Origin of the sequence: Williamsia sp. DF01-3, assembly GCF_023051145.1 — a bacterium.
Classification (GTDB): Bacteria; Actinomycetota; Actinomycetes; order Mycobacteriales; family Mycobacteriaceae; genus Williamsia.
Genome location: NZ_JALKFS010000005.1, coordinates 1,955,712 through 1,977,666 on the forward strand (window position 1 = coordinate 1,955,712; position 21,955 = coordinate 1,977,666).

Genomic DNA, 21,955 nt, shown 5'->3' on the forward strand with positions numbered 1-21,955 from the left:
TGGTGTCGCTGTCAGCGTGTGCTCACTCGCCGACGGCGGCGGTGAGTGCATCGATGTCGTCCTCGGACAAATCGATACCGGCCGCGGCCATGTTGTCTTCGAGGTGGTCGACGCTGGACGTCCCCGGAATGGGCAGTATCACAGGCGATTTCGCCAGCAACCAGGCGAGCGCGAGCTGAGAGGGGCTGGCTTGCTTCTGTTCGGCGATGGCGGCGAGCTTGCTACCGGGGCCGGCGAGTTCGCCGGTGGCGAGCGGGAACCACGGGATGAAGCCGATGTTCTCGGCGGTGCAGTGGTCGAGGAGCGGTTGTGCGCTGCGGTTGGCGAGGTTGTACAGGTTCTGCACGGTGGCGATCTCGGCGATCTTCTGTGCTTCGATCAACTGGTCGACGTTGATCTCGGATAGGCCGATCTGATCGATCTTGCCCTCCTCCTGCAGCAGCTTCAGCTCGCCGATCTGGTCGGCGAGATCGACTTTCGGATCGATGCGGTGGAGCTGGAACAGAGGGATCCGCTCGATGTCGAGGATGCGCAGACTCATCTCGGCCTGCTGGCGTAGGTATTCGGGCCTGCCGACCGGCCGCCAGTCACCCGGGCCACCGCGCGTCAGGCCTGCCTTCGTCGCGATCACGAGGTCATCGGCATAGGGGTGGAGGGCTTGCCTGATCAACGGTTCCGCGATCGCCGGGCCGTAGGAGTCGGCGGTGTCGATGAGGTTGACCCCGAGATCCACGGCTCGACGCAACACCTTCACGGCTTCTTCGGGGTTCGCGGGCGGTCCCCACACGCCGGGCCCGGTCAACTGCATCGTTCCGTAGCCGAGTCTGTTGACATTCGAGGCCCCGCCGATGGCGAATTGTCCGGATTGTTGTGCGGCTGTGCTGTTGCTGGTCATGAAGGCACTCCCGATTGGAGATCGAAGACTGGATTGGACGAGTCATTTCACGGTAGACCCGATCGGCGCGGGGCGCTTCCGGGGTTCATGGCGCCCGAGGTGTCGCGGGCTAGCCTGGTGCTCTGACGTCCGAACGAACACCGTGAAGGGATTCGAGTGCCGAAGCTCAGTGCCGGGATCATGCTGTACCGCAGTCGTGATGGACGCATCGAGGTGCTGATCGCGCACCCTGGTGGTCCGTTCTGGGCCCGCAAAGACGAAGCGGCGTGGTCCATCCCGAAAGGGGAGTACACCGAGGACGAAGAGCCCCTGGACGCCGCTCGTCGGGAGTTCCGCGAAGAGCTCGGTCTGGACGTACCCAGCGGTGAGGTCGCGGAACTCGGGGTGATCAAACAGTCGGGTGGAAAGATCGTCACCGCGTTCGCGATCGGGGCCGACCTCGACATCACCGGCGCGGTGAGCAATGAGTTCGAGATGGAATGGCCGCCGCGGTCGGGGACGATGAAGTCGTTTCCCGAAGTCGACCGGGTCGCCTGGTTCGACGTTGAGACCGCGCGCGTGAAGTTGCTCAAGGGCCAACGCCCGTTCCTCGATCGGCTGCTCGACCTGCTCTGACCGCGCGGATTGTGGCGGGGTCAGTCCGGCATGGCGCGCGACACCTTGCGCAGCAGTTGAACAAGAGTGGCGCGCTCTTTCGCGGTGAGTCCGGCGAGCACCGCGGTGTCTCGGGCCAGTCGCCTCGGGAACTGGGCGTGGACCAATTCGCGGCCGGTGTCGGTCAGCTCCAGCAACACCACCCGGCCGTCACGGTCGGATTTCCTGCGCGCCAGCAGGCCGAGTTCGGCGAGGCGCTCGGTGAGTTTGGTGATGGATGCGCCGCTGAGCTTTGTCGTCGACACCACCTCGCTGGCACGCAGCGGGCGGTCGGCGCGGGCCAGTGCGCCCAGGATGTCGAACTCCGACCGGGTGACGGCATGTGCGTCCAGATCGCGGTCGAGTTGGTGGGCGAGGACCGACGAGATCCGGTTGATCCGCCCGATCACCTCCACGGGTTCTGTGTCGAGATCGGGATATGTTCTGGCCCATTCCCGTCGAACCCGCTCGACGACGTCCGACGGCTCATTCTCTTCGACCACCGGCACAGCTTATCGACCCGAGGTATTTAGTTCACTAGTAAAATAGTGATAAATTACTTTGGTGCCTCTCATCGTCCCCGTCATCGACCGTGTCCATCGGAGCAGGTCGGCACTGCTGCACTCGCTCGATCCGCAGACCTGGCGGTCCGCCGTGGTCACCGTCGAGACCGGCAACACTGCGGTTGCTTCGGCAGTCCGGGTGGGACTGGCGGTGGCCTTGGTGCTGGTTGTCGGTGGGCTGACGGGCCACCGAGACGTCGCGGGGTTCGCAGCGCTCGGAGCTCTCACCTCGGCGTTCTGCCGCCCCGACCCTTGTCGGGTTCGTCTGCCCCGACTGGTGGTGACGGGTGTGATGGTCACGGGGTACGTCGCATTCGGTGCGGTACTGGGGGCAGCGGGGGTATCTCTCGCCGGAGAGGTGGTGGCCATCGCACTCGCCGCAGGTTTCGCCGCGCTGATGCTGGGCGCGTTACGGGTGGTCGGCCCCGGCCCGGTCGTGATGGTCTTCGCTGCGGCAGGCGCCGCAGATTTTGCCGACAGCGCCGACGACGTCTGGAAAGCGTCGACCGCCGCGGTGATCGGCGCGGTGGTGGGCGTGGTCGCCTCGCTTGCGCCGTGGCTTGTGATGTGGGTTCGGCGTGAACCTCCCCAGCCCCACCCGTCACCCGCTCGCGCCTCCCTGGTCCGGGAGTTGAAACGGATCGGGGACACGGAGCTGCTGTCGCAGTCGCTTCGGATCGTCGTGGCCGGCGGTGTCGCGGCCGGCATCGTCGCGGCGGTCGGTCTGCAGCATCCGATGTGGGCGGCCATGGGTGCCGTTGCCACGCTGCAGGGCGTCAACTACCACCTGACCGTCACCAGGGGAGTCCAGCGACTGCTCGGGAATGTCGGGGGCGCTGCGATCGCCGCTGGATTGCTGGCACTGCCGATCGGCTACTGGGGTGCAGTTGTTCTCATCGCCGTTCTGCAAGTGCTCGCCGAAACCCTGGTCACCCTCAACTACGCACTGTGTTCGCTACTGGTCACGCCGATGGCGCTGATGCTGACCGCTCTCGGCGCCGGACTTGCCCCCGAGGTTGCCGTCGACCGGGTGCTGGACACTGCGATCGCAGTGGTGATCGCGGTTGTTCTGGCTGCGTTGACCATCGCCCACCACGACGCCACCGTCTGATCCGCGTCAGCGTCAGATCAACGCCCGATTCCTTCGGTCAGGAGGTGGGCGAGTTCGAGGTACGCCCGAGAATCATCAAGTCCGACAGCAGTTTTCACGCCTCGCTGCTGGATTCGAACCATCGCCGAGGTGGCGACATCGGCGACGAAGTCGGCGTGCACATCACGTACGTCCCCGGTGGTAACCCCTTCGTTGATGAGTTCGCGGACTCGGCCCGCGGCGGCACGCGTGTTCTGTTCGTACAGTTCTCGAGCCGGCGCGAAGGCGGCGAGATCTTCCATGAAGGTCTCACTCGCGCGGCTGAGCGCCGCTCCCACGGCGGTGAGGTACGCGGTCAACCTCGCCTTGGTGCCGGTGATGCCGACCAGTGCTTGTTCCACCTCGGCCGTGGCCGACCGGAAGAAGTCCACGGTGACCGCTCGCACCAGATCGTCCTTGCTGCCCGCGAGTGTGTAGAGGGTGGATTTGGAGCAGCGCAGTTGCGCGGCGATCTGGTCCAGCGTGAGATGTGCGAAACCGTCGGCGAGGAACAGTGCCGCCAGTTCGTCGAACAACTCGGCGCGGCGGGCGGTGGCGTGGGTCGGCGCAGCGGGAGTGGCCATGCGTCGATAGTACTGGCGAAGTGAATCTAGTACTGTCGACAGTACTCAAGCGCGGCTTCCAGTACTGTCGCGCCCGTCCGACCGAGGAGACACACATGCCCGTGGACCGGCTGCTGCCCACCGACGAAGCCCGCGACCTGGTGCAATTGGCAGGCGATGTCGCCGACAAGACGCTCAGCCGATAGCCGATGAGTACGAGAAGGCCGAGAAGTACCCGGCTGAGGCATTCACGGTGCTGGGGCAGACCGGGCTGCTGAGCTTGCCGTACCCCGAGGAGTGGGGTGGCGGTGGCCAGCCGTACGAGGTCTACCTGCAGGTGCTCGAGGAGATCGCCGCCAGATGGGCGGCAGTTGCCGTTGCGGTGAGTGTGCACTCGCTGGCCTGTCATCCTTTGATGGCGTTCGGAACCGACGAGCAGAAGAAGCAATGGCTGCCAGGAATGCTCAGCGGCGATCAGATCGGGGCGTACAGCCTGTCGGAGCCGCAGGCCGGATCGGATGCGGCAGCGCTCAACTGCAAGGCGGTGGTCGCTGAGGGGGGCTACCGGATCACCGGCGCGAAGGCATGGATCACACACGGTGGGATCGCCGACTTCTACAACCTCTTCGCGCGTACCGGCGAGGGTTCCAAAGGAATCTCCTGCTTCCTCGTCCCGGACGGCACCGACGGACTGACCTTCGGCAAACCCGAAGAGAAGATGGGCCTCTCGGCCGTTCCGACCACCTCGGCACACTACGATTCCGCCTTCATCCCGGAGGAACGGCGGATCGGCGCGGACGGTCAGGGGCTGCAGATCGCCTTCAGTGCACTCGATTCCGGACGGTTGGGTATCGCTGCGGTGGCAGTCGGAATCGCCCAGGCGGCGCTTGATGAGGCGGTGGCGTACGCGAAAGAACGAAAGACATTCGGCAAGAAGATCATCGACCACCAAGGGCTTGGGTTCCTCCTGGCAGACATGGCCGCAGCGGTCGACTCGGCCCGGGCGACATACCTTGATGCAGCGCGGCGCCGCGACGCCGGGTTGCCGTACTCGCGCAACGCATCGGTGGCCAAGCTGGTCGCCACCGATGCGGCGATGAAGGTGACCACCGATGCCGTTCAGGTGTTCGGCGGCTACGGCTATACCAAGGACTTCCGGGTCGAACGGTTGATGCGCGAGGCCAAGATCACGCAGATCTTCGAGGGCACCAACCAGATTCAGCGGCTGGTGATCAGTCGGTCGCTGGCAGGTTGATCCGCCGGGTTCAGGGAAGTCCGACGATGTCGCGCCGGTAGATCAGCGCCGCTGCCCCGGCAAGCGGTGCGTCTTCCGGCAGTCCGGCGTCCAGGATCTTGACCCGGGAGATGTACTGCAGCGGATGGCGATTGACCACAGATTGGATCAGCGGCAGTAGATCGGGAGTCACTCGCGAGAATCCGCCGCCGATGGCCACGGTATCGAGCTCGACCAGCGCCGCGGCACTGCAGATCGCCTGGCCCACAGCCTCCGATACCCGGAGCACCGCGCTGTAGGCGATGTCGCCGCCGTCGCGGTAGGACGCGGCAAGGTCTTCTCCCGACTCGCCGGTCCACCCCTGAGCGCGGGCCCACGCCACCGCATGGGGTCCGGATGCCACCGACTCGAGGGTTGTCCGGCTGCCGATGCTGACCTCGCCCGTGAACCCTGACACCTGAATCTGGCCTATGTGGCCGCTGTTACCGGCGAGCACACGACCGTCGACGATGAAACCCCCACCGATACCGGTGGAGAGCACCATGCCCATCAGATTGCGGGCACCGATCGCGTTGCCGAGCCACTGCGCGGCCAACACGATCGCCACGCCGTCGCGATGCAGGTGAACGGGGATGTCGTGCAGCGGATCCGGGAGGCGGTCGCTGATCAGTTGACGAAGTGGATGACGACGCCATCGGGGCAGGTTGATGGGGGAGACGGTTCCGTTGTCCTCGTCGACGGGCCCTGCGGCGGCAATGCCCACGCCGACCACCCGTGTACCGGCCGGAATCTGCGCGAGTGCGGTGTCGACGACGCGCACAACGCTTTGTTCGAGTTCGGAGCTGGTGGCATCGGGCCCGGTGGGTGCGCGATTGCGTCCCGCCTCGAACACCTGCCCGGAGGAATCGACCCACGCGGCTTCGACCTTCGTTCCACCGAAGTCGACGGCGAGGACAACATCATCGGACACCCGTCCCAGCCTAGTGTGCGTGTCACCCGCACGGTCCGGTTGCGCAAAGACGCGCCACCCAGGTGGGGGTGGCGCGTCATGCGTTGATGGTCGACAACCGAGTTCAGAGCCGTTCGATGATCGTTGCGTTGGCGAGCCCACCGGCCTCACACATCGTCTGCAGTCCGTAGCGGCCGCCGGTCTGCTCGAGTGCGTTGACCAGCGTCGTCATGATGCGTGCTCCGCTGGCCCCGAGGGGATGGCCCAGTGCGATCGCGCCGCCGTTGACGTTGGTCTTGCCGAGATCGGCCCCTGTGTCCTTGGCCCAGGCCATCACCACAGGTGCGAAGGCTTCGTTGACCTCGAACAGATCGATGTCCGAGATCTGCAGGCCCGCTCTCTCGAGGACCTTCTGCGTCGCTGGTATGACACCCGTGAGCATGTAGATCGGGTCGGAGCCGACCACGGAGAAGCTGTGCAATCGGGCCATCGGCTCGAGGCCCAGTTCCTTGGCCTTCGCGCTGCTCATGATCAGTACCGCGGCGCTGCCATCGGAGAGTGGGCTCGAGTTCGCCGCGGTGATCCGCCAGTCGATCTGCGGGAACCGTTCTTTCATGGCCGGGTTGTAGAACGCGGCCTTGAGTCCGGCCAATTGCTCGACGGTGCCGCCGGGGCGGATCATCTCGTCGGTCGACACGCCCGCGAGGGGAGCGATCTCTCGCTCGAATCGCCCGGCCTTGGTGGCCTCGGCAGCCTTCTCGTGGCTCGCGATCGAGAACTCGTCGAGCTCGGTGCGCGAGAAACCCCAGTCCGCCGCGATGAGTTCTGCGCTGTACCCCTGGGGGATGAACCCTTCTGGGTAGCGGCGCAAGAGCGCTTCGCCGAGCGGGTTTGCCCCGTCACGGACATCGGACAACATCGGCACGCGGCTCATCGACTCCACGCCCGCGCCGACCACGATGTCCTGTACACCCGACATCACGGCCTGTGCTGCGAACGAGATGGCCTGCTGGCTCGACCCGCATTGGCGGTTCACGGTGGTGGCCGGAACGGTCTCGGGGAAGCCCGCGGCGAGCACCGCATTGCGGCTGATGTTCTGGCCCTGCTCGTCGGCCTGTGTGACGTTTCCGGTGATCACGTCGTCGATCAGGGCCGGATCGATACCGGTCAGTTCCACCAGGGACGTGAGGCTGTGGGCCAACATATCCACCGGATGCACGCCGTGGAGCGCACCGTTTGCTTTGCCCTTACCGATCGGGGTCCTGACTGCCCCGACGATGACAGCGTCGACGATCGAATTCATTGCGGCCTCCTGTTGTCTGACTATGGTCTATATAAGTCAGGTATACCCCTGGATATTCCGGGTTGTAAACCCTCCGACCGCGCCCTTGTTCCAGCCGTTCGAGAGGAGTGGGGCCGGGCGAGGCAAGGTCGGTCCCGGTCGACCACCCCACCTGGCCGGTAGTGTGTGCTTCCGTGGTGCGTCTTCCCAATCTCATGACCGGTCCAAGGCTTCTGACCAGTGCGGCAACAGCTGGCGTAGCGCTCACCGCGGCCGGCGTCGGCGCCGGGTCCGAGGTGTTCCGAGCGATGGGTGCGCCCAAAGACCTTGTGCTATCCCACATCAACCATTCGCCGCATCAAACCGGCGGCAACTTCGGCAACGTGGAGCCGCCGACACCCGTGGAAGGGGATCGGGCGGCCGCGCTGGCGATGCTCCGTCGCGGCGACATCGGCAAGCCGAGGCGACCGCTGGAGTTCGATGTGACGCCTTTGCCTGATGTCGCAGCCGAGCTGGCGGCGACCTGGATGGGGCACGCGTCGGTGCTCGTGGAACTGGACGGATACCGCATCCTCACCGACCCTGTCTGGAGCAAACGGTGCTCACCGTCGAGTCTGGTGGGACCGGCGCGTATGCACCCGGTGCCCCACGCGCTGGCGGATCTTCCCGCGCTCGATGTGGTGCTCATCAGTCATGACCACTACGACCATCTCGATACGGTCACTGTTCGCAAACTCGCGGCCACCCATCCCGAGGCCGCCTTTGTCGCTCCCATCGGCGTCGGGGCGCACCTCGAGTACTGGGGCATCAGTCCCGAACGTATTCACGAGGCTGACTGGGGTGACTCGATCACGATCGGCGAGCTGACCTTCAATTGCACTCCCGCACGCCACTTCTCGGGACGCGGGCTGCAGCGCAACACCACCCAGTGGGCCAGTTGGGCGGTTGCCGGACCTCGACACAACTTCTTCTTCTCCGGCGACACCGGAATCACCGATGCGTTCGAGCAAGTCGGCGCCGACCACGGTCCGTTCGGGCTGTCCCTGATCGCGATCGGCGCCTACGACCGGCTGTGGCCCGACATCCACCTCAACCCGGAAGAGGCGGTGAGAGTGCACCGAATGCTCAATCGCGCCAATCTGTCCGAGTCGTTGCTGCTGCCGATTCATTGGGGCACCTTCAATCTGGCTCTGCATGAATGGGCAGACCCGGTCCAACGTCTGCTGCCTGCCGCCCAGGGCGAACAGATCCCCGTGATCACGCCGATGCCCGGTGCGCGTTTCGACGTACCGTCGCGGTCCGGCCACGGATTCGACACCCAGTCCTGGTGGGAAGGCGCAGCGTGACCACGCTCGGCGAAACACACGCCACCACAGGCCTGACCGCCACACAGGTGGCCGAACGCGTCGCCGCCGGCCAGGTCAACGTCCTGCCTGACCGCTCGGGCCGCAGTGTCCTCGACATCATTCGCGCCAACGTCCTCACCCGCATCAACGCCATCTTGGGTGTGCTGTTCATCATCGTGATGACCACCGGCTCGATCATCAACGGCGCCTTCGGTTTACTGATCATCGCCAACAGCGGCATCGGCATCATCCAGGAGATCCGGGCCAAGCGAACACTCGATGCGCTCGCGATCGTCGGGCAGACCCGGCCCATGGTGCGCCGGGATGGGGTGGCCGCCGAGATCGCGCCGAGCGAGGTGGTGCTCGGCGACATCATCGAACTGGGGCCCGGGGACCAGATCGTTGTCGACGGCGAAACCGTGGAAGCGGGAGCACTCGACGTCGACGAATCGTTGCTGACCGGTGAGGCCGACGCCGTCTTCAAGTCGGTGGGTGATCCGATCCTGTCCGGCAGCTTCGTGGTGTCGGGTTCGGGCGCCTATCGGGCGACCAAGGTCGGCCGCGACGCGTACGCGGCTCAGCTCGCCGAGGAAGCCAGCAAGTTCACCCTCGTCAACTCAGAACTCCGCAACGGGATCGACAAGATCCTCCGGATCATCACCTGGCTTCTGATCCCCGCTGGGCTGCTGACGATCGTCAACCAGCTGTTCATCAGCGAAAACGGCATCAAGGCAGCCCTTTTGGGCATGGTCGCCGCGCTGGTGCCGATGGTTCCCGAGGGCCTGGTGCTGATGACGTCGATCGCCTTTGCCGTCGGGGTCGTGCGGCTGGGTCGTCGGCAATGTCTGGTGAACGAGTTGCCCGCCATCGAGGGCCTCGCCCGGGTCAACGTGGTGTGCGCGGACAAGACCGGCACACTCACCGAGAACGGCATGCGGCTGGCGCAACTCGTTCCGCTCGGCGACGATCGCGCCCAGCTCGAAGAGGCGCTGGCCGCACTTGCGGCGCACGACCCACGCCCCAACGCCAGTGTGCAGGCGATGGCCGAGGCCTATCCCGTCGCGCCGGAGTGGTCGGTGACCCACATCGCGCCGTTCACGTCGGCGAGGAAGTGGAGCGGGATCTCGTTCCAGGACACCACGACCGCCAAGGACCAGGGCAACTGGCTGCTCGGCGCTCCCGACATGTTGCTCGATCCGGCGAGCGAGACCGCCGCGCGCGCAACGGAACTGGGCGCGGAAGGATTGCGGGTTCTGCTGCTGGCCTCCACCGATCAGCCGGTCGACACTCCTACCGACGACGGCCTGTCGGCTCCGGGACACGTTGTGCCGCGGGCGCTCATCGCACTCGAGCAGCGCGTGCGTCCCGACGCCCGCGAGACACTGGACTACTTCGCATCCCAGCATGTCTCGGTGAAGGTGATCTCTGGCGACAACGCCGTGTCGGTGGGCGCGGTGGCGGGTTCGCTGGGCCTGGGAACCGTTGACGACGCTGTCGACGCCCGGAGTCTGCCGACCGACCAAGACGAGCTCGCCGACGTCATCGACGGCCACACCACCTTCGGTCGCGTACGACCCGACCAGAAACGCGCGATGGTGGGGGCGTTGCAGGGCCGTGGCAACACCGTGGCGATGACCGGCGACGGCGTCAACGATGTTCTTGCCCTCAAAGACGCCGACATCGGTGTGGCGATGGGGTCGGGTAGTTCGGCCAGCCGCTCGGTGGCCCAGATCGTCTTGCTCGACAACAAGTTCGCCACGCTGCCCTACGTGGTCGGCGAAGGCCGGCGGGTCATCGGCAACATCGAACGCGTCTCCAACCTGTTCCTGACCAAGACCGTGTACGCGGTGCTGCTGGCGTTGATGATCGGTATCGCCGGGGTGGCAGGGGAACTGTTCGGCTTCACGCCCATCTCCTACCCGTTCCAGCCCATCCACGTCACGATCTCCGCGTGGTTCACCATCGGTGTGCCGGCGTTTGTCCTCTCGCTGGCACCCAACAACGAACGCGCTCGCGGTGGTTTTGTCGGCAGGGTGCTGCGCCTGGCCATTCCGTCCGGCATCGTGATCGCCGTGTGCACGTTCGTGGCGTACGCACTGGTCTATCCCGGCGGGGAGGGTGTTGCGCTCGGTAGCAAGGACTCGGTCGAGATGACCCCGGAGCAGACGCAGGCGGCGACGACGGCCCTGATCACCCTCATCGCGATCGCGTTGTGGGTGCTCGCGGTGGTCGCGCGACCGTACAACTGGTGGAAGGTTGTGCTGCTGGTCGGCTCGGCACTGGCCTACGTGATGATCTTCTCGCTGCCGTTCACGCAAGAGCTGTTCAAACTCGACCCGACTGACTGGAGCAAAACTGGAATTGCAGCTATTGCATCGGCGATCGGTATCGTTGCTGTGGAAGTGCTGTGGCGACTGAACCCGACAATTGCGGCGTGGTTTAGTAAAGTTAAATCAAATCCGCAAGAGCAAAGATCGCCGACGTGAGAGCATCGGCGATCCGGAGATAGGAGTGGCATGGATTTCAAGAATTTGGTCAACAAGGGCAAGTCCACGCTGAGCAAGAACACCAAACTCATCGACCAGGGCGCCAGCGCGGTCAACAAGGCCACCAAGGGCAAGTACTCGAACCAGATCCGAAAGGGTGCAGATGCTGCCCGGAAGTTCGCGCAGGACGGGAACAACCCCGGCCACCAGAACCCCGGTCATCAGCCTCCTCGGTAAGGCGATCCCGGCAGCAGCGATTGTGCTGCTGTCGGTGAGTGCGTGCGCCGGCGGCGAGGACGACGGTCGAACGGCCGCGTCCTCGCCGCCGTCGTCTGTCCAGTCCTCGCCTGTTCCGGCCTCGGATTCGGATCGTCCGCCGGCCCCGGCGGTCGGCGAGCGCGGCGACATCGTCGAGCAGATGCCTTTCCAGGCGAGTTCCTCCCTGAGTGATGTGGCAGAGGTGACGCGTGTCATCTATCGCTCGACCGCCGGATACCAGGGCGGGTTCGGCACGGAGGTGTCCGGGGTGGTCGCCGTCCCGAACGGAGAGCCGCCTGCGGGTGGCTGGCCGATCGTCGCCTTCGGTCACGGAACAACAGGTACCGACGAGAGTTGCGGTCCGTCGGACTATCCCGACCTTCTCGGCGAAGACGGTGCCATCACGCGACTGGTCGGACGCGGATACGTGGTGGCGGCCAGTGACTACCAGGGGCTGGGTACCTGGGTGAAGGATGCGCCTGGCCACCCGTACCTCGAACCGAAGACGATCGCCTACAACATGATCGATGCCGTGCGTGCCGCTCGAAACCTCGTTCCGGACACCTCGGACCGGTGGGCGGCAATGGGCGCCTCACAGGGTGGCCAGGCCGCATGGGCGTCCGCCGATCACGCCGACGACTACGGCCAGGGTCTCGAGTTCGTCGGGGCGGCTGCATTGGCGCCTGCTGCCGACCTCTCGCCGATCACCGACGCCGGCACCCAGATGGTGTACACCGACGCTCAGAAGATCTTCATCCCCAACCTCATTGCGGGGTTGAGGGAGGTGTACCCCGACTTCGAGGCGGACGACTACATACGCGGCGGGCTGGCCGACAACGCCGACGTCTTCACATCCTGCGGTCCCACATTCTTGGTGGACCGATTCAGTGCGGCGATGAGCGTGGCCCCTGGAGACGCGGCCGTCGCCGATCAGGAGGCAGTGGACCGCATCCGCACGATCCTGAAGCAAGATGCGTTGCCTGCGGGCCGGGCGGCCGGACCACTCTTCGTCGCATTCGGCGACCAGGACTCGATCATCTTGCCCGCATGGACCGCTGCAGCAGTGCAGCGTGCGTGTGCCGGCGGCGACGTCATCGAGGTGGTTCGCAAGCCCGACGGCGGGCACACCAATCTCGGTGTGACAGGCCCGGCGATCGACTGGATCGGCGATCGCTTCGCTGGTGAACCCGCTCCGGACACCTGCCCGGCATGACACCGATGGCTACGGTCCACCGGTTGCCGGTGTCGGAGCGCTAACGTCGCACCTATGGCAAAGGTCAAAGATTCGATCGACGTGAACCAGTCCCCGGAAGACGCGTGGGCGCATGTGCTCGATCTGTCGCGGTATGGCGAGTGGCTCACTCTGCACGATGGCTGGCGTAGCGAGTTGCCCAGCCCCGACGAGATCCAGAAGGGCACGAAGGTTTCTTCGGTCATCGCGGCCAAGAATGCCAAGCTTCGTTTCGACTGGGTGGTGGATGAGTTCGATCCGGCCCGCCGGGTGGACCTGAAGGGCGACGGCAAGGGTGGCGTCACGGTCACCCTGACACTGACGGTGGAGCCCGCCAAGAGTGGGTCAAAGGTGGGACTCGAGGTGAACCTGACCGGATCGCCGATGATGTCGTTGATCATTCGCAGTACCGCGAAGATCCTCAAAGGTGAGATCAACCAATCACTCAAGAACTTTCGCGATCTCTACTCCTGACCGAAGAGCCGTTCGCCAGACCTGAGGGCGAGCCGGGTCTGGCGTCTGCCCGCCACCATCTGGGGTGTTGGTTCCTGATTCGCTGTGGATAGAATCCGGCGAACCTCGAAACAACAGGGTGGGTGACGCATGGGTCGACATGGGGTCGACAGCAGGGCCGATGACGACTTCGGATTCAGCGAGGGCCGAGACGGCGGTCGGGGCGGCGGCGCTCGCTGGGCGCTTCTTGCGCTGGTTGTCGTCGCGGTGTTGGTGGCCGGGCTGATTCTCTGGCGGACGGTCGGGTCGTCGTCCGGCAGCGACTGTGACTCGCGTGAAGGGGTGTCGGTGATCGCCGATCCGTCGATGGCTGCGACCCTCAAGCCCCTGGCGGCCGAGGCGTCGGCCGACTCGTGTTACGACTTCAATGTGGCTGCGGTCAGCGGCGCCAACGTCGCCGGCCAGCTCACCAAGGGTGATCAGGCGCCCGATCTGTGGATCGCCGATTCGCAGGCCCGCGCCCGCAAGGTCACCGACCAGGCCCGCGTGCAGCGCGACGTGATCGCCGAATCGGTTGCGGCCAGTCCGGTGGTGGTGGCAGGTAAAGATGTTCCGGCGCTGACCAATTGGGTCGACGTCATGAAGCTGCCCGGCCTGCGCCTCGGCAACCCCATCGACTCCAGCACCGGCGACGCGCCGATCGTCGGGGCGCTTGCGGCCGAACAGGCCGGCGCCATCGACCGCAAGCAGTTCACCGATGGAATGACTCTGCTGGCTCTGCAGCAGGGTAACGCCCGCATCGGGGGCGACTCCGATATCGACCGGCTCCAGGTTGCTGCAGGCAGCGAGTCGCCGACCGTGGTCAGCGAGCAGCACTTCATCGAGTTTCAGAACACCAGCGGCAACAGTGGTCTGCGAGCCGTGATCCCCGCCGACGGGACCATGATTCTCGACTATCCGATGCTCAACACCGCGTCGGCAGCTCGGAAAGAGATCGTGGCGACAGCGGGTGAACAACTGGCCGAACACATCACGTCCGACGACGGCGCGAAAGCGCTGACGACCGCCGGATTCCGAACGGCCATCGACGCGCCGTCGCCGGAAGGGGGCGTGGGTGCGGTGAAGGTGCTGACGCTCAAAGACCCTGCGCAAGAGGAGAAAGCGCTCAGACAGTGGGCAGTTCTCGGGGTGCCGATCCGCACGCTGGTGGTGGAAGACGCGTCCGGTTCGATGCGTGAACCGGCGGGTACCTCGACCCGGGCCGAGATGCTCGTGGAGGCCAGCCAGAACGGCCTGAAGATCTTCCCGAACAATTCGGCGCTGGGGGCGTGGCTGTTCTCCATCGACATGGGTGGACCGGATCAGGACTGGCTGCCGATCGCTCCCATCGAACGCCTCGACACCGTTGATGCCGATGGCCAGACCCATCGCAAATACCTGGAGTCGCAGATCGTGACGCTCCCGGGTCGGGTGGGCGGCGCCACCGGGCTCTACGACACGACGCTCGCGGCGTTCAAGGAGGTCCAGGACAGTTATGACCCCAACTATTCGAACAGCGTCATCCTCCTGACCGACGGCCAGAACGAGGACGACAACTCGATCAGCCTCCAGGGTTTGCTGGCCGAACTCAAACGGCTCGAGGATCCGGCCAGACCGGTGCTCATCCTCACCATCGGCATCACCGAGGACGCCGACGCCGAATCACTCAAGCAGATCGCGGACGCCACCGGCGGAAGCAGCTACGTTGCAGAGACGCCCGCCGACATCTCGAATGTGTTCATCGACGCGGTCGCGGCGCGGATCGCCGCAGCTGGACGGTAAAAAATCCAGTTCTACAACGAGTCCGCTTAAAGCCGGCTGAGATCTGAGAGTCTGCTGTCAAAGGCCCCTGAAACGGACCACGGTCGACCTCGAAGCGGCAGTATGGAACCATGACCTCGACATCGACTTCATTCCACAACAGCCGAATCGTCAACGCGGGCAAGGTCGCTGCAGTCATTGCAGCAGCGGGAGCGGCCATCGCCGCCTGTGGCGACGACGGAAGCAGCACCGCAGCAAGCTCGACGACCGCGGCGGCCAACAGTACCGCTGCCGACACCAGCGCAGTACAGAACGAAGCGGCCACCTCGGCCTACAAGAACGGCGAATACACCGCCGTCGGCTCCTACCAATCACCCGGCGGCGAACAGCAACTCGGCGTCACCGTCACCCTGTCCAACTCGGTGATCACCGCGCTGTCGGTGGACACCAGCCAGACCAAGGGCACCTCGGCCGACTTCCAGGGCAAGTTCAAGAGCGGCATCGACGCACTGGTGGTCGGCAAGAGCATCGACGAACTCGACGTCAGCAAGGTGTCCGGATCCTCCCTGACGTCGGGGGGCTTCAACGACGCCATCGACCAGATCAAGACCGACGCCGCGGCCTGATCGACACCCGCTTTGTTGTGACCGGTTCGAATGAGTGGGTGTTCACCGCACTGGGCACGGCCTGGGACATCACCCTGTCGCAGGCCGTGCCCGAAGTGTTGCAGGCCTCGGTGCGCGGTGAACTCGACCGCATCGACCGCACCTGGTCTCGGTTCCGGCCCGACTCGATGGTCGGGTCGATCGCCCGCACGCCCGGCACCTACCCGATAGAGCCGTCTGACCAGCCATTGCTCGACCTGCACCGCACGCTGTACGAACTGACCGGCGCGATGGTGACGCCCATGGTGGGACAAACCCTGGCAGACGCCGGATACGACGCGGAGTACACCTTGCAGCCGGGCGAGACGATTGCGACCGTCCCGGCCTGGGACGACGTGCTGGCCGGGTGGCAGGGTCAGCTGGAGGTACGGTCTCCGTGCCTGCTGGATGTCGGGGCCACCGGCAAAGGATTCGCGGTGGACCGCGTCAGCGCACTGGTGAAAGCGGCAGGCTTCGATGAGTACCTGGTCAACGGGAGCGGTGACATCAGGGCCGGCGCCGCACCTCATCGCATCGCGCTGGAACACCCCACCGACCCGACCAAGGCCATCGGCACGGTGGTCATCGAGAACAACGCGATCTGTGGCTCTGCGGGCAACCGCCGCGCGTGGGCCGATTGGCACCACATCGTCGATCCCGTCACGTCCGCGCCGACCCGTGAGGTGCTGGCGACCTGGGTGATCGCCGACGACACCATGGTCGCCGACGGATTGTCCACGGCGCTGTTCTTCACTCCCGCCCAGAAGCTGTTGAGCCACTTCTCGTTCGACTACGTTGTGGTGCGCGCCAACGGCACGGTCGAACATTCGCACGCCAGAGAACTGGAGCTTTTCCTATGAAGATCGTCCGCGCCGTGGACCGATTGTCGATGTACCGGTTCGTGTTGATCGCGTTGGCGATCCTGGCGGCCTACGCAATCATCGTCGCCGCGTCCGGCGCCGACTTCGCCTACACAGCAACCGAACTGCTCGGATCACTGGCCATTCTCGTGGTCGTCTGTGCCGCCGTGACATACCTCTGCGCCGCCGTCGTGCGGGTGCCGCCGGGTAGCGAGTCGTGGCTGATCACCGCCCTGATCCTGTTCTTCATCTTTCCCGGGCTCACCGACACCGACAGTGCATGGGGACTCGTTCTCGCGGCCGCGATCGCCAGTGCCTCCAAATACGTTGTCGCCGTGCGTCGTCGACATATCGTGAACCCGGCAGTGGCCGGCGCGGTGGTGAGTTATCTGTTCGCGTACTTCTCGGTCGGGCCGTTCCTGTACCCGGTCTGGTGGATCGCAGCTGAACCGTTGATGGTCGCGATGATCGTCGTCGGCGCCGCGGTGGTCTGGAAGCTGCGCGAGTGGTGGCTCGTCGGGGTGTTCCTGGTGGTGGCCGTCTTGACGATGATCGTGGTCGCGGCCGACAACGGCACACCAGTGGGCGACGCGCTGCAGCTCGGATTCCAGTCCACACCACTGCTCTTCGTGGCGGCCATCATGCTGACCGAACCCTTGACGTCGCCGACCAGTCGCATCCCCACACTCGTCTATGCCGCTCTTGTCGCCGTGTTGATGTACTGGAATCAGTCCTTCGAGTTCACGTCCGAGTACACATTGGAGTTCGTACCGGAGATGGCGCTGCTGGCCGGCAGCCTGTTCACGTTTGTCGTCGGCAGGCAGTGGCGACGGCACATACTTGAGGTCGAGTCCGTGCAGCCGATCGGTACCGACACATACGAGGTGCTGGCGTCACCGGGATTGCGGTTCCGGCCCGGGCAATGGGCCCAGATCTCTGATCCCACATGGAGTCCGGCACCCGAAAAGCAAGGCACCCGTAGGGTTCTGTCCCTGGCAGGCGCGCCGGGGGAGGGCACCACCCGCTTCGGATTCACCGTCAGCGGCCGACCGTCGGAGTTCAAGCGGCGTCTCATCGAAGGCGGTGCGGGGCGCCGACTGTACGTCGACGAGGTGGGCGGCGACTTCACGCTGCCACGAAACCTGCGCTCTCCCACGGTGTTCATCGCCGGCGGTATCGGTATCACGCCGTTCCGGTCGATGCTCGCCGACCTCACGGAGCGCGGCGACACCGACCTCACCCAGGTCTCGCTGATCTACGCCGCGAACTCCGAGGACCGGCTCGTGTACGGCGATGTGCTGGATGCCGCGCGCGCACGTGGAGCCCAGGTGATCACCGTGGTCGGGGGATTGGTGAGTGTTGATGACGTCGCTGCTGTCGCACGCCCCGGCGCGCACTACTACCTCTCTGGCCCGCCGATGATGCTCTCTGCGCTCAAGCCCATGCTGATTCGCGCTGAACCCGCCTTGCGCTGGCAGCCATGGCGTCTGCACACCGACCGGTTCATCGGGTACTGAGTTGTCGGGGGAGTGTCGGTACTTCCTCCGGTTGTGGTGAGTTCCTCCCGTTGCAGTCGGAGGGTGTGGCTGAAGTCGGAGGGTGTGGTGGTTGGGTTGGGCCTGTCGGGGGTGGGCTGGCACTTCCTCCGGTTGTGGTGAGTTCCTCCGGTTGCAGTCGGAGGGTGTGGCTGGAGTCGGAGGAAGTGGACCTGTGCACACACTCGAAACTGTCCACAGAGGGCCTTTTTCGGCGGTACCTGGTCGGCGGGGGCAACGACGATGGGTAGATGCAGTCATCGGAGTTCGGGCTCATCCGGCGAAAGACAGTGGTCGAAGGCGGGTTCGGCAGCGACTCGCAGCTGAGAGCGGCACGGCGGGCCGGAATTATCCAGCCGGTTGTCCGCGGTGTTTCGGCGCCTGCTGACGGCGTCGCCCTTCCACCGGATGATGAGTACCGCCGGCGTGTGATCGCCGTTGCCGGGCGCTCACGCGTTCGCGTCGTGAGCCATCAGTCGGCGGCGGTATGTCATCGGATGCAGCTCTTTCGGCCGGACCAGCGCCGTGTCCACTTGATTGCGGAGACCAAGGGCAAGCGGGAGGGCGACGTTCACGTCCACCATGCCCTTCTGGCCGCCACCGACATCGTGCTCATCGACGGTATTCGAGTCACCAGCCGAGCAGTGACGGCGTGTGATGTGGCGCGGGCGGGAACGTTTGAACAGGCCGTTGCCGCACTGGACGATGCCCTGAGGTCGGGCGTATCGCTGGCCGAGCTACACGCCATCGCGGCGCGAACCCCACACGCCGCGGGTATCGGGATGTTGCGTCGTGCATTACTGACGGCTGACGGGGACGCGGAATCTGTTGGTGAATCGGTCAGTCGAGCCTTGATGGCGGGTTGGAAAGACATCCCCATGCCGACGTTGCAGACGGAGTTCTTCGATGCGGACGGACTTATCGGCCGGACGGATTTCGACTGGGACGGGAAGGTCGTCGGCGAGTTCGATGGGCGGATCAAGTACCTCGGCACTATTGGGGAAGGCGAGCGGCCCGAGGACGCCGTATACCGAGAGAAACTGCGGGAAGATCGGCTTCGCGCCATGGGAATCGTGGTGGTCCGGTGGTCGTGGGATGACCTCCTCAATCCAGGTCGCCTGCACGCGAAACTGCGATCCGCGCTGATCCGCGGTGGCGTGATCCCCGGTTGAGAGACGCACATCCTCCGACTGCGGCGAGTTCCTCCGGTTGCAACCGGAGGATGTGGCTGGAGTCGGAGGGTTTGCGGGGGATGGGGCCACCTCCTCCGACTTTGGCTTGTGGCGGGTTCGTTTGTCGCGGTTGGCTAATCGCGACGCAAAACCTCCGGTTGCGGCGGGTTCCTCCGGTTGCAACCGGAGGATGTGGCTGATGTCGGAGGGTTTGCACCCACGGGACCCACATCCTCCGACTCCAGCCGACAGAACCGACCTACCCCCGAGACACCAACGCTCGCAGGAAGAACGCCACGTTCGCCGGGCGTTCGGCCAGGCGGCGCATGAAATAGCCGTACCACTGTGACCCGAAGGGAACGTAGACACGGACTCGACGGCCCTCGCCGACGAGTCGGAGTTGTTCGGCGCTCCGGATCCCGTAGAGCATCTGGTGTTCCCACTCCGCGGTGGCGCGTCCGGCGTCGGCGGCCATGGCCGCGGCGGCGGCGATCATGGCCGGGTCGTGACTGGCCACCATCGGGTATCCCTGCCCATTCATCAGCACCCGCAAGCAGCGTTCATACGCCGCATCGACATCGGTTTTGCGTTGAAACGCCACCTCACCCGGTTCGGCGTAGGCGCCCTTGCAGAGCCGGATCCGCGACCCAGGGGAAGAGAACTCGTGGCAATCGTCCTCGGTCCGGTGCAGGTACGACTGGAGGACCGTTCCCAGCGCCGGAAAGTCGGCCCGTAGTTCACGGACAATCCGCAGAGTCGAATGGGTGGTGGTGTGGTCCTCGGCGTCGACGGTCACCCACACGCCTGCGTCCTCGGCTGCGGTTACGATCCGGTGGGCGTTCTCCAGAGCGATCTTCTCGCCGTGCCGAGGCAATGCGCGGCCGAGCGCCGACAGCTTGAGTGACACCTCCACCGGATGCGAGCCGGCGACCGACTCGGTGTGGTCGCCCAACATCCCGATCAACCTCAGGTACGCCTGGACAGTCGCGTCGGCCTGGGCTTCGTCGGTGGTGTCCTCACCGAGGTGGTCGATGGAGATCATCCGACCAGAGTTCAACAGCCCGACCCCGGCCTCCATCACCTCACGATGGGACTCGCCGGCAACAAAGCGCGACACCACGTTCCGGGTCACCGGAACTCGTTCAGCGGTTCGCTTGATCCGGTCGCTGGAGGCGGCAGCCATGATGATGGTGCGTGCTGCACCCGCGGTCACGCCGGTCATGTCACTCACCACGCCCGGCGTCGTCGCGCTCCATGTGTGGGTACCCCGCCGACGTCGCCGGGACGAAGGTCTCCTTGATGGTGCGTGTCGACGTCCAGCGCATCAGGTTCTGCTTCGACCCCGCCTTGTCGTTGGTGCCCGAGGCGCGCCCCCCACCGAACGGCTGTTGCCCGACCACGGCGCCGGTGGGTTTGTCGTTGACGTAGAAGTTGCCCGCCGCGTTGCGCAACCCGGTCATCGCGGCTTCGACGGCAGTCCGGTCATCGGCGATCACTGCCCCGGTGAGTGCATAACTGGCCGATGAATTGATCTCCTGTACAACAGAATCGAAGTGACCGTCGTCGTAGACGTGCACCGCGAGGATGGGAGCGAAGTACTCCTTGTGGAAGGCCTCGTCGGCGGGGTCATCACTGAGCAGCACCGTCGGACGTACGAAGTATCCCTCTGCGTCGTTGTAGTCACCGCCCGCCGCGATCGTCAATGACGGAACCGACTTCGCCCGTTCGATTGCGTTGACCGCCTTGTCGAAAGCGCGTCGGTCGATGACTGCGCCGCCGAAGTTGGCGAGGTCGCGGACATCGCCGTATGACAGAGCATTGGCTTCTTGCAAGAAATCGTCGCCCATCTTGTCCCACACCGACTTCGGGATGAAGGCGCGTGAGGCCGCCGAGCACTTCTGGCCCTGATATTCGAACGCGCCGCGGATCAAAGCTGTCCGCAGGACGTCGGGGTCGGCCGAATCATGCGCCACGACAAAGTCTTTGCCTCCTGTCTCGCCGACGAGTCGGGGATAGGCTCGATAGCGTTGGATGTTGCTTCCGACTTCCCGCCACAGGTTCTGGAATGTGGCGGTCGAGCCTGTGAAGTGGATGCCTGCGAGGTTCTCGTCGGCCAACGCGACGTCTGACACGGCGATGCCGTCGCCGGTGACCATGTTGATGACGCCCGGGGAAGGCCTGCGGCCTCGAGTAGCTGCATGGTCATATACGCGGCGTAGGTCTGCGTCGGTGACGGCTTCCAGACCACCGTGTTGCCCATGAGCATCGGTGCGGTCGGCAGATTCGCGGCGATCGCGGTGAAGTTGAACGGGGTGATGGCATAGACGAACCCCTCGAGCGGGCGATGATCGAGCCGGTTCCACACCCCAGGGCTGGAGACGGGTTGCTCGGCCAGGATCTCGCGAGCGAACCCGACATTGAACCGCCAGAAGTCGACGAGTTCGCACGGCGCATCGATCTCGGCCTGCTGCACGCTCTTCGACTGGCCCAGCATCGTTGCGGCGGCTATCTGCTCGCGCCAAGGTCCCGACAGCAGGTCCGCGGCCCGGAGCAGAATGGATGCCCGTTCGTCAAAGGATGTTGCCGCCCAGTCCGGCGCTGCAGCGAGCGCAGCGTCGACCGCTCTGCGCGCATCGTGCGCGGTCGCGTTTGTCAGTGTGCCCAGCACCTCGTGGTGCGCGTGTGGCTGAACCACCGCGATCGCGGCGCCCGAACCACTGGCATGTGTGCCGCCGATGACGTGGGGGAGTTCGATCGGGTCGGCCGCGCTCATCTCGGCCAGGGTGGCGACGATCCGGGAGCGTTCTGGAGACCCGGGGGCGTAGGTGCGTACCGGCTCGTTGTGGGCAGGTGGGGGTGTGGTGATGGCGTCCATGTCCTCAACTACAGCGCTATCAGCGGTGCGGCGATATGGCTGATCGG

General features: G+C 65.0%; 18 protein-coding genes and 2 pseudogenes. 13 read left to right on the forward strand and 7 right to left on the reverse strand.

Annotation, left to right across the window (positions count from 1 at the left end; all coding sequences use genetic code 11):
* Positions 1 to 22 precede the first annotated feature (22 nt).
* Positions 23 to 895 (reverse strand): aldo/keto reductase, encoded by an 873-nt coding sequence (locus tag MVA47_RS11310; RefSeq protein WP_247207986.1) that lies wholly within the window; start codon positions 893 to 895, stop codon positions 23 to 25.
* Positions 896 to 1,051: 156 nt separating this feature from the next.
* Between MVA47_RS11310 and MVA47_RS11315 the strand changes: the two genes are divergently transcribed.
* On the forward strand, positions 1,052 to 1,510 hold the full coding sequence (locus tag MVA47_RS11315; RefSeq protein WP_247207987.1) for an NUDIX domain-containing protein: 459 nt from the start codon (positions 1,052 to 1,054) through the stop codon (positions 1,508 to 1,510).
* Positions 1,511 to 1,530: 20 nt separating this feature from the next.
* Here MVA47_RS11315 and MVA47_RS11320 read toward each other — a convergent pair whose 3' ends face one another.
* The gene (locus MVA47_RS11320) at positions 1,531 to 2,031 is read right to left on the reverse strand and encodes a MarR family winged helix-turn-helix transcriptional regulator (protein WP_247207988.1); all 501 of its coding nucleotides are present in this window, start codon (positions 2,029 to 2,031) and stop codon (positions 1,531 to 1,533) included.
* A gap of 61 nt (positions 2,032 to 2,092) precedes the next feature.
* On the opposite strand from MVA47_RS11320, the gene MVA47_RS11325 reads away from it, so the two are divergent.
* Positions 2,093 to 3,202: an FUSC family protein gene (locus tag MVA47_RS11325; RefSeq protein WP_247207989.1), complete on the forward strand. Its 1,110-nt coding sequence runs from the start codon at positions 2,093 to 2,095 to the stop codon at positions 3,200 to 3,202.
* Between the two features lie 17 nt (positions 3,203 to 3,219).
* Here MVA47_RS11325 and MVA47_RS11330 read toward each other — a convergent pair whose 3' ends face one another.
* Positions 3,220 to 3,804, reverse strand: coding sequence for a TetR/AcrR family transcriptional regulator (locus MVA47_RS11330; RefSeq protein WP_247207990.1), 585 nt, complete (start codon positions 3,802 to 3,804; stop codon positions 3,220 to 3,222).
* Positions 3,805 to 3,899: 95 nt separating this feature from the next.
* Here MVA47_RS11330 and MVA47_RS11335 point away from each other — a divergent pair.
* Positions 3,900 to 5,038, forward strand: a pseudogene (locus MVA47_RS11335) (acyl-CoA dehydrogenase family protein).
* A 10-nt stretch (positions 5,039 to 5,048) separates the two neighbouring features.
* Here MVA47_RS11335 and MVA47_RS11340 read toward each other — a convergent pair.
* The gene (locus MVA47_RS11340) at positions 5,049 to 5,987 is read right to left on the reverse strand and encodes an ROK family protein (RefSeq protein ID WP_247207991.1); all 939 of its coding nucleotides are present in this window, start codon (positions 5,985 to 5,987) and stop codon (positions 5,049 to 5,051) included.
* A 103-nt stretch (positions 5,988 to 6,090) separates the two neighbouring features.
* Positions 6,091 to 7,269: a thiolase family protein gene (locus MVA47_RS11345; RefSeq protein WP_247207992.1), complete on the reverse strand. Its 1,179-nt coding sequence runs from the start codon at positions 7,267 to 7,269 to the stop codon at positions 6,091 to 6,093.
* A 194-nt stretch (positions 7,270 to 7,463) separates the two neighbouring features.
* Here MVA47_RS11345 and MVA47_RS11350 point away from each other — a divergent pair, with 194 nt between their 5' ends.
* The 10 genes from MVA47_RS11350 to MVA47_RS11395 all read left to right on the forward strand — a co-directional run bounded on the left by MVA47_RS11350 (position 7,464) and on the right by MVA47_RS11395 (position 19,033).
* Positions 7,464 to 8,594 carry an MBL fold metallo-hydrolase gene (locus tag MVA47_RS11350; RefSeq protein WP_247207993.1) on the forward strand — a complete coding sequence of 377 codons (1,131 nt, stop codon included), beginning with the start codon at positions 7,464 to 7,466 and terminating at the stop codon, positions 8,592 to 8,594.
* Complete coding sequence (locus MVA47_RS11355) at positions 8,591 to 11,080, forward strand: HAD-IC family P-type ATPase (RefSeq protein WP_247207994.1); 2,490 nt, start codon at positions 8,591 to 8,593, stop codon at positions 11,078 to 11,080. The genes MVA47_RS11350 and MVA47_RS11355 overlap by 4 nt, the downstream gene beginning before the upstream one ends.
* A gap of 30 nt (positions 11,081 to 11,110) precedes the next feature.
* On the forward strand, positions 11,111 to 11,317 hold the full coding sequence (locus tag MVA47_RS11360; RefSeq protein WP_023962599.1) for an antitoxin: 207 nt from the start codon (positions 11,111 to 11,113) through the stop codon (positions 11,315 to 11,317).
* Entirely contained in the window at positions 11,244 to 12,551 is a 1,308-nt protein-coding gene (locus tag MVA47_RS11365; RefSeq protein WP_247207995.1) for a lipase family protein, read from the forward strand. Before MVA47_RS11360 ends, MVA47_RS11365 begins: the two co-directional genes overlap by 74 nt.
* 54 nt (positions 12,552 to 12,605) lie before the next feature.
* On the forward strand, positions 12,606 to 13,043 hold the full coding sequence (locus MVA47_RS11370; protein ID WP_030170282.1) for an SRPBCC family protein: 438 nt from the start codon (positions 12,606 to 12,608) through the stop codon (positions 13,041 to 13,043).
* A gap of 129 nt (positions 13,044 to 13,172) precedes the next feature.
* A complete protein-coding gene (locus MVA47_RS11375; RefSeq protein ID WP_247207996.1) occupies positions 13,173 to 14,843 on the forward strand; it encodes a substrate-binding and VWA domain-containing protein in 1,671 nt (556 codons plus the stop codon).
* A gap of 110 nt (positions 14,844 to 14,953) precedes the next feature.
* On the forward strand, positions 14,954 to 15,448 hold the full coding sequence (locus MVA47_RS11380; RefSeq protein WP_023962608.1) for an FMN-binding protein: 495 nt from the start codon (positions 14,954 to 14,956) through the stop codon (positions 15,446 to 15,448).
* 17 nt (positions 15,449 to 15,465) lie between these two features.
* Complete coding sequence (locus tag MVA47_RS11385) at positions 15,466 to 16,326, forward strand: FAD:protein FMN transferase (RefSeq protein WP_247207997.1); 861 nt, start codon at positions 15,466 to 15,468, stop codon at positions 16,324 to 16,326.
* Entirely contained in the window at positions 16,323 to 17,843 is a 1,521-nt protein-coding gene (locus MVA47_RS11390; protein WP_247207998.1) for an oxidoreductase, read from the forward strand. Before MVA47_RS11385 ends, MVA47_RS11390 begins: the two co-directional genes overlap by 4 nt.
* A 269-nt stretch (positions 17,844 to 18,112) precedes the next feature.
* Positions 18,113 to 19,033, forward strand: coding sequence for a hypothetical protein (locus MVA47_RS11395; protein ID WP_247207999.1), 921 nt, complete (start codon positions 18,113 to 18,115; stop codon positions 19,031 to 19,033).
* A 259-nt stretch (positions 19,034 to 19,292) separates the two neighbouring features.
* On the opposite strand, the gene MVA47_RS11400 is transcribed toward MVA47_RS11395, so the two are convergent.
* Together MVA47_RS11400 and pruA are read right to left on the reverse strand one after the other, a co-directional pair.
* Entirely contained in the window at positions 19,293 to 20,255 is a 963-nt protein-coding gene (locus tag MVA47_RS11400) for a proline dehydrogenase family protein (RefSeq protein ID WP_247208000.1), read from the reverse strand.
* A 1-nt stretch (position 20,256) separates the two neighbouring features.
* Positions 20,257 to 21,908: pseudogene (pruA, locus tag MVA47_RS11405) on the reverse strand (L-glutamate gamma-semialdehyde dehydrogenase).
* Positions 21,909 to 21,955 lie beyond the last annotated feature (47 nt).